Below are 12,519 nucleotides of genomic sequence, written 5' to 3'. Positions count from 1 at the left end.
CTATAACTAGCTGATATAACCCCAAATGTCCTTTCCTCTTGACATTATGCTGTAAGCCGAGCGAATAGGAAGATTTTCAGGTTTCTCCAATCTGGGATCCTCTTTTAAGAGTTGGATGGCATGATACCTGGCGGTTTGCAATATCTGGTTGTCTTTTACAATATCAGCAATTTTTAAATTGAGCAGCCCACTTTGTTGGGTTCCCATCAAATCTCCTGGACCGCGGAGTTTCAAGTCCACCTCGGCGATTTCAAATCCGTCATTGGTGCGGGTCATGGTTTGCAAACGGATTTTGGCATCTTCAGACAACTTGTTTCCGGTCATCAGAATACAAAAACTTTGTTCGGCTCCACGACCCACACGCCCACGAAGTTGATGCAGCTGCGAAAGGCCAAAACGTTCAGCACTCTCAATGATCATGACAGAGGCATTGGGGACATTCACGCCTACCTCAATAACGGTGGTGGCTACCATAATATGGGTCTCACCACGGACAAATCTTTCCATTTCATAATCCTTGTCCGCTGGTTTCATTTTACCATGAACGATGGAAATTTGATAATCGGGAAGCGGAAAATCACGGACAATACTCTCATAACCATCCATCAAATCCTTGTAATCCAAAGCTTCGGATTCCTGAATTAGGGGATACACAATATAAACTTGCCTTCCCTTCTTGATCTCATCTTTTAGGAACCCAAAAACTTTTAATCTGTTATTGTCAAAACGATGGACTGTCTTGATGGCTTTTCTTCCAGGGGGCAACTCATCAATTACGGAGACATCCAAATCCCCATAAAGACTCATGGCCAAGGTTCTGGGAATGGGTGTGGCCGTCATCACCAGAATATGGGGAGGGGTTTCATTTTTGTGCCACAATTTGGAGCGTTGTGCCACCCCAAATCGGTGTTGTTCATCAATGATGGCCAGACCAAGGTCTTTAAATTGTACTTTATCTTCCAAAACCGCATGCGTACCCACCAAAATATTGAGATTCCCATTTTCCAACTGGTTGTGCAACAAGGTACGCTCCGACTTTTTCGTCGATCCCGTCAACAAGGCAATCTTGATCTCCATTTTGCCCAACAATTCCTTTAAGCCATTGTAATGCTGTTGTGCCAAAATCTCGGTAGGGGCCATTAAACAGGCCTGATACCCATTGTCTATGGCCAATAGCATGCACATGAGAGCAACGATGGTCTTTCCAGAACCTACGTCCCCCTGTAGCAAACGGTTCATCTGGGCATTGCTACCCAAATCGTTCCTGATTTCTTTAATTACTTTTTTTTGGGCATTGGTCAGTTGAAAAGGCAGATGGTGTTCAAAAAAGGTATTGAACTTTTCTCCCACTTGGTCAAAGGGCAAACCTCTGATCTTTTGCTTCCGAATCATTTTTTTGGAAATCAGTTGGAGCTGTACAAAAAACAATTCCTCAAATTTGAGTCGAAATTGGGCCTTGGCCAACAGTTCCTGGCTTTTCGGAAAGTGAATGTTCAAAAGTGCCTCGCTTTTTGAAATCAAGCGGAGCTCATCCAACATAATAGGGGAGAGCGACTCCGCGAACTGTCCTTTGGACTCCAGCAATAATTGTTGCTGCATTTTACTGATCACCCTATTGGTGATTCCCTTGGCACTTAGTTTTTCTGTGGAAGGGTAAATGGGTTGCATGGCTACCTTTAGTCCTTGCTGGTGTTCCGAAAGCAATTCCATTTCAGGGTGCGGCATTGAAAAAGAGCTTCCGTACCTATTAACTCTTCCAAAAACCACATAAGGCTCGTTCAATTTCAGATTTTCCCTGATCCACTTCTGCATTCGGAACCACACCAGTTCCATTTCGCCGGTATCATCAACAAATTTGGCAACAAGACGTTTGCCGCGCTTTTGTTCCACGGTTTTTATATGCACTATCTTTCCCACCACTTGTACGTCCGCACCACTGGCTTGAAGCTGGGCAATTTTGTAGTACTGGGTTTTATCCAGATAGCGATTGGGAAAAAGATGTAACAAATCCCTATAGGTTTCAATGCCCAGTTCCGTCCTAAGAGTCTCGGCTCGGTTAGGGCCAACTCCTTTCAGATATGGGATGGGAGTTTGGAGAAAATTGGGATTCATCAAACTAAAATATGTAATTTGGAAAGACTTTTGTGATACGGTTGCCATGAAGCTTGCCCCAGTGCTTATTTTTTTTCTTTTGACTCAACTCCTTTCCTCCCAAATTCAGGACAAGGTAGATTTTGTTAGGGGCCAAATTTTGGTGCAGGCCGACTTCGACAAAGCAAAAATCCAAGGAAGTGTTGACTATTATTTCAAAATTTTAAAGCCAGTGGATTCCATCTTCTTAGATGCCAAGGCAATGAAGTTCAACCAAGTGCTGTTGAATGGTAAGCCCATCAGCCATAAAACCGATGGTCAACTTTTCGTGATAAAAAAACAGTTTAAAAAAGGGGATGCCCATCATTTAAGATTTGACTACAGTGCATTGCCCAAGCAGACGGTCTATTTTATTGGTGATGGGGACGCTGACAAAAAGCAAATCTGGACACAGGGACAAGGAAAATATACCAGTCATTGGTTGCCCAGCCTGGATGACATGAATGACAAGATTGAATTTGATCTGACCATAGTCGCCAATCAAAGCCAAACCGTTATTTCCAATGGGGAATTAAAGGAAATTGTCCCACAGGATGGCGTCAAGACTTGGAGATTTGATATGGAACAGCCTATGAGCAGTTACCTAGTGGCATTTGCTATTGGCAACTTTAAAAAGGAAACATTTGAATCCCAAAATGGAGTTCCTATAGAACTCTATTACGAGCCCAAAGACAATCTTTGTGTTGAGCCCACATATAGACATACCCAACGCATGTTTGATTTTTTGGAGGAAGAAATTGGGGTGCCGTATCCGTGGCAGAATTACAAACAGATACCTGTTCAGGATTTTTTATATGCGGGGATGGAGAACACAGGGGCCACCATTTTTTCCAACACTTTTATGGTGGATTCCACTGCCTTTATGGATAAAAACTTTGTTAATGTGAATGCCCATGAAATGGCCCACCAATGGTTTGGGAATCTGGTTACCGAACAGAGTGGATCCCATCATTGGCTTCATGAGGGTTTTGCCACTTTTTATGCATACTTGGCAGAAAAAGACATTTTTGGGGAGGACTACTTTTATTGGAGGCTGTTGGAGACCGCGAAAGCCTTGGATAATTTTTCCGGGGATGGTCACGGAGAGGCCCTTACGAATGCCAGTGCGGGTAGCCTTACTTTTTATGAAAAAGGAGCATGGGCCTTGGTAATACTTCGGGACAGGGTAGGAGATACGGCTTTTAGGGAAGGGATTCAAAACTACCTGACCAAATTCGCATTTCAGAACGTGACCATTTCCGATTTTATGTGGGAAATGGAAAAGGCGTCGGGGATGAAACTCTCCAGCTTTGAAGAAGCCTGGCTGCAGGAATCCGATTTTCCGTTTGAAAAAGTGAAACGGTTTTTGAGGGCCAAAAACGCTTCCATAGATGCCTACTATAAGGCGAAAGAGAAAATAGGTGATAAGCTGGAAAATGCAGAGACCATTCTTAGGACAAACTGGGAAGCCTACCAATCGGAAGCCTTGAAGCATCAACTTTTATTGGATTATGGAAATCAACTTTCTCCGCCGTTTTTAAACAAACTCTTAAAACATGAGGGGCTAAAGGTAAGGCAGGCAGTTTCCCTAGCTATGGACAAAGTGCCCTTGGAGGTGCGGGCGGATTTTGAGGGGTTGCTTGGTGATCAGAGCTATACTACTGTGGAAGCAGCGCTATTCAAACTCTGGACGGATTTCCCTGAAAACAGAAGTTTCTATTTGGATCAAACCACAAATATCATAGGGTTTCCCAACAAAAACATTCGTCTACTTTGGTTGACTTTGGCTTTGGTGACCGCAGATTATGCCATGAATCAAAAAGCGGATTTTTATAATGAGCTTAGTTCCTATACCGGACCTCAATATCATTTTGAAATTAGACTTTTGGCATTTCAATATTTAAAGAGCATTGGCGGATTTAATGATGACACCCTGAAAAGTTTGATAAAAGCCTGCAGCCATCATGTTTGGCATTTTAAAAAATCCTGTAGAAAAATGTTAAAGGACTTTCTAAAAACAGAAGGAAATTTGGCCAGGGTAAAGGCCATATATCCTACCTTAAATTTGGAACAACAACGTTATTTGGACAAAACCTTGGGCAAATGAGGGCATTGGTAATTTCAGGCGGAGGTAGCAAGGGAGCTTTTGCGGGAGGTGTGGCCCAATTTCTTATTGAGGAGGCCAAGCACAATTACGACCTCTTCGTGGGCACATCCACGGGTAGTCTGCTTATTTCCCATTTGGCTTTGAACAAATTGGATAAAATCAAGGAAATCTATTCCTCGGTCAACCAGAGTAGTATTTTCAACAATTGCCCTTTTATCATCAAAAAGAAATATGGGATTGAGGTGATTTCCATTAACCATTGGAATGTGGTCAAGAATTTTATCCGTGGGAAAAAGACCTTTGGGGAGAGTGAAAACCTTAGACATCTCATTCGCGATTCCATTACCCCTGCAGAATTTGAAGAATTGAAGCAAAGTAGTGTGGATGTGGTGGTCACGGTTTCCAATCTTTCCCTGAATCAGGTGGAATACAAATCGATCAACGAATGCACCTATGAGGAGTTTTGTGATTGGATTTGGATTTCGTCCAACTATACCCCTTTTATGAGTTTGGCCAGAAGAAACGGTTGCGAATATGCCGATGGGGGACTAGGCACCCTGGTACCGATTGAGGAAGCGCTTAAACGCGGTGCCACGGAAGTGGATGTTGTGGTTTTGCACACTGAAGTAAACTACCTAAACCGCATGCCCGTTCGGAACCCCTTTGAATTGATTACTACCATTTTTAGCTTTATGCTGGACCGAATTGAGAATCAAAACATCCGAATTGGGAAATTAGTGGCCAATCAAAAGGATGCCATCATCAATTTTTATTATACCCCAACCGTGTTGACCACAAACTCCTTGATTTTTAATAAAGAGCGTATGACCCTATGGTGGAAAAGAGGGTATTTATATGCGAAAAACAAAAATGAGGAGACCAGTCCTATAGATCCCGACCATCAGGAGTAAAAACTACCAAAGTTCGCTGACTTCCTTCTTGATAAAGGCAAGAGCAGTGGCAGAAGGAGATTGCTTGTCTATGGTCTGGTTTAGAATATCTTCCCTTAGTTTGTCCGGAGAGTCGGTTTCACTCATACCCGCAGAACGGATAATCTGAATCGTGGCATTTTTGGCAGCCTTGATGATGTTCCAGCACTCATCCGACATATATATCTGTTGGGAAAGATTATGCTCAAACTCCGTTTCTATCTGCTTGATCAAGAGATTTTCATAATCGCTTTTATCCTTGCTTTTGGGCGCGACCCTCACAACTAGGCTGTTTATAGATATACGCTCCAAGAACAGTACCATACGCTCGTAGGCTTGCAAGCGAACCGGAAGCGTATCTTTTTGGGAATCCTTGTGCAACAGAAAACGTCTACGACCATCTTCGTTTCGGGTATGAAGTCTAAAAAAGTAAAATGCTACGGCACCCGTAACAACGGCTGGCAATAAAAAGCCGAAAAGCTGAAAAATGTCGTCTCCGCTCATGGTTTGGTTTGGTTTTGGATTTTATTCTTGGGAAGATAACGGAATAAACTTTCAAAAAGTATATGGGGGATACCTGCTATTTTTTCGGTTCTGGCCCCATGGTGATAGTCAGCGTACTTCCATTTTTAATATCATCATGGGAAAAGAACAGCTTTTCCAATTCCTGGTCATTTAATTTAGCCGATTGCACATACTTGTTTTCGGGGGAATTGTTTTTTGTCAGTATGGTAAATGTTTTCCCATTTTCCAGGGGTATTTTGACGGTGTCAAAGAGGGGACGGCCAATTACATATTCGGGATTTCCAGGAGCTACTTGATAGAAACCCATGGCATTCATGATATACCATGCAGACATTTGACCGCAATCTTCATTTCCAATGATTCCGTCCGGTTGGGTAGTATAGAATTCCTTTAAAATTTGATCTACCAACTCCTGTGTTTTCCATCCTTGGTCCGCGTAGGTGTACATATGGGCAATATGATGACTAGGTTCATTACCATGTGCGTATTGACCAATAAGCCCCGTAATGTCCCCACTGGCGTTTTCCCCTTCAATTTCAGAAGAGGTGGTGAACAGGCTGTCCAATTTAGTGACGAATTGTTCCTTACCACCATATAGTTGTGCAAATCCGTCAATATCATGCGGAACAAACCAGGTCCACTGCCAGGCATTTCCTTCAACATAGTCAGAGTGATCATGGTCTGAATGTCTGGGACTAAAGGGTTCCCGCCATGTGCCATCCGCATTTTTTCCGCGCATAAACCCGGTCTCCGAATCAAAGTAATGCCGATAATTTTGCCCTCTTTTTTGAAATTGCCGCGCAATGGAATCGTTGCCAACAGCTTGAGCAATTTGGGCAATGCACCAATCGTAATAGGCGTTTTCGAGGCCGTAGGAAACAGAGTTTGTGATTTCATCCGAAGGAATGAACCTTCCCTCATTGATATACTTGTTGTACAGGGTCATGACCTGCGACTTTCTGGGTTCGTCCGAATCTTTTACAAGCTCTGGTCTATACGAGGCACTAGTAAGAGCTGCTTCCAAAGCCAACTGCTGGTCAATTCCCGGAAGTTTTTTGGACAAGGCATCGGCAATGTTGGCCACAGCAGGATAGCCTACCATGGTTCCTGTATAATTGGAAGCCAGAGGCCACTTGGGCAACAAGCCGCCTTCCTCGTATTTCAAAATCAGGTTATTCACATAATCTATGGATTTAGGTTCATCAATAATGGTCATCAAAGGGTGTAGTGCTCTAAAAGTGTCCCATAAAGAATAAACTGTATAATTGACCGCTCCATTTGTTGATTGGTGGATCTTTTTATCCATTCCACGGTATCTGCCGTCCACATCCTGGTGCAGGGAGGGGGCAATCATGCTATGGTATAGAGAGGTGTAGAAGGTGGTAAGCACATCCTCATCCGTTGTCTGTACCTGAATGCGATTCAGTTCCTTTTCCCATTTCTCCCGTGTTTGGGATACAATAGCGTCAAAATTCCAATGGGGCAATTCCTTTTCAAGATTGGTTTGGGCACCTTTTTCATCAACCGCAGATATTCCGACTTTTAGTAGTAAAGGTTCATCAGAAGAAAGGGATGGAAAGCTTAAACGGGAGTAAATATGCTGTCCATTATAAACCGCTTCGATTTTGCTCGAAGCTTTACCATCAACAATAACACTATCCACCTGAAACGAACTGGAGAATATGGCATGGAAATATACTTTATGATCATAGGCCCATCCCCTGGAATGTTTAAGACCTCTTAGGGTGCTATCATTAACAATTTCCAGCGTATTGGAGATATTTCCGTGTCCCCAGGTTTGTTGAAGGATATGACCCACATCCAATAACAGCTGCTTATTCTGATTGGCACCATAGGTATATTTATGTAAACCTGCCCGCTCGGTAACCGCCAATTCTGCTGCTACATCATAGTTGGTGAACTTGACGGTGTACTTCCCAACCTCGGCCTTTTCATCCGACTTTTTAAACTTGGCAATTGGTTTTTTGTTTTCTTCTCCAGTGAAAGGAAGCACGAGAATATCGCCCATGTCCCCAATCCCAGTTCCACTGAGATGGGTGTGGGAGAATCCATAAATGGTGCTGTCTCCAAAATGGTATCCGCTGGACGCATCCCAACCGGTCAACTTGGTATCCGGGCTTAGCTGTACCATGCCATGGGGCATTACAGGCCCAGGAAAAGTATGACCATGGAACCCGGTTCCTATGAATGGGTCTACATAACCTAATACGTCCGCTTCAATTTCTGTTTTCTGGGGTGTGGAAGTGCAGGCCAACAAAAAGAGTATGGCTAGGACGGAAAAAATACGACTCATGATTTCAAAGTTTTTGAATTGGTAATGCGCTTAGGATCAATATAAGTCGGTTGCTGTTGTTTCCATCACTAAAATCGACCAATGACGCAATAGAGCAAATAAGCACTAGGATTAGTCCTTAATCAACATTTTAAGTAGTCAATAGGTAGGGGATAATGGAATCCACCCTATTCCGCACTTTTTAGATTGGCTTTGGCCTTATCGTAAAAATCTTTGTAGTCGGGTTGGAGACTCACAGATACCCCTTCCTTGAAATTTCCATCTTTTACGGAAACGCCCACCTTATCAACAGGAACCGTAAGGGTAGTTACCAACTCTTTTGCCGCTACGGAAGCCTGATCGTAGGTAACTCCAAATTCCCCGGTAATGTTCAATCCCTCCACTTGGGCATGTACATTGGGGCTTGCCAAAATAATTTTGGCCAATTGCGACAACCAAACTTTACCCTCTTCCGTTAAGGTAGTACCTGTATCAGAACCAAATAACTTGTTCAAACTTTGCGTAAGCACCACAGCTCCATCGGTAACATTGGGGTTGGCATTTTCACCCATGGTCTGTTTTATTCGGGTCAAAAGCACAATGGCCGTGGAATCGCTGGAAGAAATCATGTCTGTTACTCCCCTTAATTGTTGCTCTTTGCGCTCCAGGGCCTGCAAGGCGTTGTTCACATTTTCGCTGTTTTTTTTCGAAAGCTCCGAAAAACTGCTCAGGTTTTTAAGTAGGGTGGCATTGGCATCCCTTAGCCCAACGTTTTCGGCTTCCAGTGTACTGGCTTTAGCCGTACTGGATGAAATCTCGCGTTTGGCCTCGGCCAATTGCTGTTGAATTTCACTGACTTGGGTTTCCAAATCATCAATTTGGGCAAAGAGCTCACTTTTCTTTTGCGAAAAAGTAAGGGTTACAACAAACAAACTGCAAATTAGAAGTAATGGTTTTTTCATAAGTAAGATGTGTTGGTTTAAGCAAAAATCGAAATCAAAATTAGGATGTTTTTTTGGAAAACCCTTTTCCTCCCAGATAAATACAGTCATAAAGTTCCTGCATATTGTTAAAGGGCACCTTCTCCTTGCTATAGGAGTACACCGTTTCCAAATCACTACTGAGATAATCGTCATCTACATTGACTTGGATATCGTTCATTGTAAATTGACAAGGATGTTCGTAACCGGCTGCATGGGTAATTTCCAGGAATTCCTTTCTAAAGGTTTTAAAATATTGTGCCAGTCTATCCGATTTCAGGGGCACATTGATACCACTTTGCAACCACTTACTTTGGGTAGCCACACCAGAAGGGCATCGGTTGGTATGGCATACCTGGGCTTGGATACATCCGATGCTCATCATGGCCTCCCGAGCCACGTTAATGCAGTCAGCACCCATCGCAAAGGCCATGGCGGCCTTGGCAGGGAATCCGAGTTTTCCGCTTCCAACAAAAACCAAACGCTCTGTGAGTCCACGGTCTTTAAAAATTCGATATACCGAAGAAAAGCCATACACCCACGGCAGGGAAACATGATCTGCAAAACTGGGGGGAGCGGCTCCGGTACCACCTTCACCTCCGTCAATGGTAATAAAGTCGGGACCTTGGCCTGTTTTCTTCATAAGGTCCGCCAGTTCTTCCCATTGATCCAGTTTGCCAATGGCTCCTTTGATTCCTACGGGCAATCCAGTTTCGTTGGCTATATTCTCAATGAGTTCGACCAGCTCGGGAATGGAATTGAATGCCGTATGGGTCGCGGGTGAGAGCACGTCTTTCCCAACTTCAACCCCTCTTATTTTGGCAATTTCCGGACTGATTTTGGCTCCTGGCAAGACCCCGCCCTTGCCGGGTTTGGCCCCTTGGGACAATTTTATTTCAATGGCCTTGATACATGGATTTTCATCCACCAAAATTTTCATTTTCTCCATGGAAAAGTTCCCTTCACGGGAGCGAACCCCAAAGTAACCTGTACCAAAATGAAAAACTACATCACCTCCCGTTTTATGGTATGGGGACAAACCCCCTTCACCCGTATTGTGGTATGCCATGGACTTTCCAACGCCTTGGTTTAAGGATTCAACCGCTTTGGCTGAAAGGGAACCAAAGCTCATGGCAGATACATTGATCACGGAAGCTGGGCGATAGGGTTTTTTCCGTTTGTTATAGGCGCCGATCACCTTGGCGCAAGGCAAAAAATAAGGATCTTCTACATTGGGATGACCTTTGGGTACTTGATACCCGATCATGGCATTTTTCACAAAAATATGCTGATGGGCATAAATATCCCTGTCGGTACCAAACCCCTCGTAATTGTTTTCTTTTTTGGCGGACGCGTAGATCCATCCGCGTTCAATTCGATTGAAGGGCAGTTCCTCCCGATTGTTTGCCACAAAATATTGCCGCATTTCGGGGCCAATGCTTTCCAACCAATACCTTAAATGTCCAATAATTGGAAAGTTATGGCTAATGGTATGGGCCTTTTGGAAGAAAATATCCCTAATGGCTACAAGACCCAATAAAATCAGGATCCAAACCCACCATGGAGTTCCTGCCAAAAAGTCCATTACCGTATCCATATTACATGTTTAAATAATCCAAAGTCAATTGGGTCATGGTCTTAACTCCCAACAACAATCCACTATCGTCAATCTTGAAATCAGGAGTGTGGTGCGGAAAGGATTCCGTATTTCCTGGGGTCATTCCTCCTAAGAAAAAATAGAATCCTGGCACTTTTTCTTGAAAGTAGCTAAAATCCTCAGCGCCTGTAATGGCCTTGTGAATGCTCACATTTTCAGTTCCAGCAACTCTTATTAGCGTGGGTGCCATCTTTTCGGTCAAATCCAAATCATTAAATGTAATCGCCGTGGAACTTTTGATATCTATAGTGGCATCCCCGCCATATGCTTTGGCTATGGCCGGCACCATTTCTTCCATACGCTTATTGATATGCTTTTGCATGTCGTAGTCCAAGGTGCGTATAGTGCCTATCATTTCCGCACTTTCTGGAATAATGTTGAATCGAACCCCACTTGTAATTTTTCCTACGGAAATTACAGCGGCTTCGTTGGTAAGTTCAGACTCACGACTGATGATGGTCTGAAGCCCATCAATAATTTTGGCACTTATCAAAATGGGATCCACACCCCCCCAAGGTTGAGAGCCGTGGGTTTGCTTTCCCTTTACATTGATCACGAATCGCTGTGCGGCCGCCATGGCTCCACCAGGCTTGTATTTCACGGTTCCCACTGGGGTTTGGGAATTGATATGAAGGCCGAAAATGGCGTCTACATCCGGATTGCTTAACACCCCTTCCTTGACCATGAGCAAAGCGCCGCCTTCCTCACCGGGAGGTGCTCCTTCTTCGGCAGGTTGGAAAATGAATTTGACCGTCCCTTTGATTTTATCCTTGTTTTTGGAAAGTACTTCGGCAACACCCATTAAAATAGCCGTATGGGTGTCGTGTCCACAGGCATGCATTACACCAACTTCCTTTCCCAAAAAAGTCGTTTTCACTGTTGATTTATAGGGTAGGTCATTTCGTTCGGTAACTGGTAGTGCATCAATATCTGCACGTAGTGCAACCACTTTTCCTGGTTGATTTCCTTTTAAAATCCCGACAACTCCAGTTTTGGCTACTCCGGTCTGAACTTCAATACCCAAGGATTTAAGATGCTTCGCAATTTTTTCTGCCGTTTTGAATTCTCGATTACTCAATTCGGGGTTTTGATGGATGTCCCGCCGCCATTCAATGACTTTTGATTCCACATCCGAAAAATCCTTTTCCAAACTTGGCCCTTGGGCCCATATGGAAGTTCCAAACAGTAGTAGTGCTAGTGCGATTAGTTTTTGCATATGTTCTATTTTAAAATTTTATAAGTTGATAACCTTCATTTTGAAGTTGTACCAAAGCGGTCATGGCTGAGAGGGAAATTTGTACTCCAGGAATAAGGTCCTCCTTGGTAATTTTATTGTGGGCAGCAGACTGTCCGCAGATGATAACTGGTACATTTATTTCCAAAAGGGATTTAACCAGCTCTAAATTGGGATTATCCTTTTTATATTTTTTCTGATATGCCGCATTGGACATTACGTCCTTACTGGCTCCACCATGTACCACCAAAGCCACGTTCAATTGGTTCTTGGGAATCCCACTTTGGGCGTGCATATTTAAAAAACGGGCAGCGGTCTCAATAAGCGCATTTCTACTATTATGGGAATCTGCCTTTCCGGTTACATCGATCACAGCTTTAAAGGTGATGTCCTTTTGAACCCTGTAATCTGGGTTCTTCACCTCATAAACCTTCCCAAAATCAGTTATGATTGGTCCGGCTTTTGTGGTTTGGGAAATTGCAATAGAGCTAAAAAGAACAAAAAGGGGTATTAGTCGGAGATGGAATCTCATTCAATTTCAAATTAGTCTTTAAATATATCAATTTCGAGCTAAACGGATTGCTGTTTATAAGTATTAACAGGATGATTTTAGCATGAAACCAAGAATGGCTATTTTCACCTTTACTTTTTAAATACCTGAGCG

At 43.4% G+C, this 12,519-nt stretch carries 9 protein-coding genes; 2 read left to right on the top strand and 7 right to left on the bottom strand.

The genetic code is table 11. The features are described from left to right. Positions 1–6: 6 nt before the first annotated feature. Positions 7–2,112: an ATP-dependent DNA helicase RecG gene (recG, locus tag ACO6S0_RS09200; protein ID WP_422351694.1), complete on the bottom strand. Its 2,106-nt coding sequence runs from the start codon at positions 2,110–2,112 to the stop codon at positions 7–9. Positions 2,113–2,191: 79 nt separating this feature from the next. Between recG and ACO6S0_RS09195 the strand changes: the two genes are divergently transcribed. Beyond that, positions 2,192–4,237, top strand: a complete 2,046-nt coding sequence (locus tag ACO6S0_RS09195) for a M1 family metallopeptidase (RefSeq protein ID WP_422351693.1) — start codon at positions 2,192–2,194, stop codon at positions 4,235–4,237. After that, complete coding sequence (locus ACO6S0_RS09190) at positions 4,234–5,148, top strand: patatin-like phospholipase family protein (RefSeq protein WP_422351692.1); 915 nt, start codon at positions 4,234–4,236, stop codon at positions 5,146–5,148. Before ACO6S0_RS09195 ends, ACO6S0_RS09190 begins: the two co-directional genes overlap by 4 nt. A gap of 3 nt (positions 5,149–5,151) precedes the next feature. Here the strand turns inward: ACO6S0_RS09190 and ACO6S0_RS09185 are convergent, their stop codons facing one another. The 6 genes from ACO6S0_RS09185 to ACO6S0_RS09160 all read right to left on the bottom strand — a co-directional run bounded on the left by ACO6S0_RS09185 (position 5,152) and on the right by ACO6S0_RS09160 (position 12,387). Then, a complete protein-coding gene (locus ACO6S0_RS09185) occupies positions 5,152–5,670 on the bottom strand; it encodes a hypothetical protein (RefSeq protein WP_422351691.1) in 519 nt (172 codons plus the stop codon). 76 nt (positions 5,671–5,746) lie between these two features. Continuing rightward, positions 5,747–8,005 carry a GH92 family glycosyl hydrolase gene (locus ACO6S0_RS09180; protein ID WP_422351690.1) on the bottom strand — a complete coding sequence of 753 codons (2,259 nt, stop codon included), beginning with the start codon at positions 8,003–8,005 and terminating at the stop codon, positions 5,747–5,749. Between the two features lie 167 nt (positions 8,006–8,172). Next, the gene (locus tag ACO6S0_RS09175) at positions 8,173–8,946 is read right to left on the bottom strand and encodes a hypothetical protein (RefSeq protein ID WP_422351689.1); all 774 of its coding nucleotides are present in this window, start codon (positions 8,944–8,946) and stop codon (positions 8,173–8,175) included. A gap of 40 nt (positions 8,947–8,986) precedes the next feature. Next, the gene (locus ACO6S0_RS09170; RefSeq protein WP_422351688.1) at positions 8,987–10,561 is read right to left on the bottom strand and encodes an FMN-binding glutamate synthase family protein; all 1,575 of its coding nucleotides are present in this window, start codon (positions 10,559–10,561) and stop codon (positions 8,987–8,989) included. A 1-nt stretch (position 10,562) separates the two neighbouring features. Then, a complete protein-coding gene (locus ACO6S0_RS09165; RefSeq protein ID WP_422351687.1) occupies positions 10,563–11,837 on the bottom strand; it encodes an amidohydrolase in 1,275 nt (424 codons plus the stop codon). 10 nt (positions 11,838–11,847) lie between these two features. Next, the gene (locus ACO6S0_RS09160) at positions 11,848–12,387 is read right to left on the bottom strand and encodes a DsrE family protein (protein WP_422351686.1); all 540 of its coding nucleotides are present in this window, start codon (positions 12,385–12,387) and stop codon (positions 11,848–11,850) included. Between the last annotated feature and the right edge of the window lie 132 nt (positions 12,388–12,519).

The organism is Flagellimonas sp. (assembly GCF_965233845.1).
In the GTDB taxonomy this organism is placed as follows: Bacteria; Bacteroidota; Bacteroidia; order Flavobacteriales; family Flavobacteriaceae; genus Flagellimonas.
This window is presented reverse-complemented; position numbering and strand designations above follow the sequence as displayed.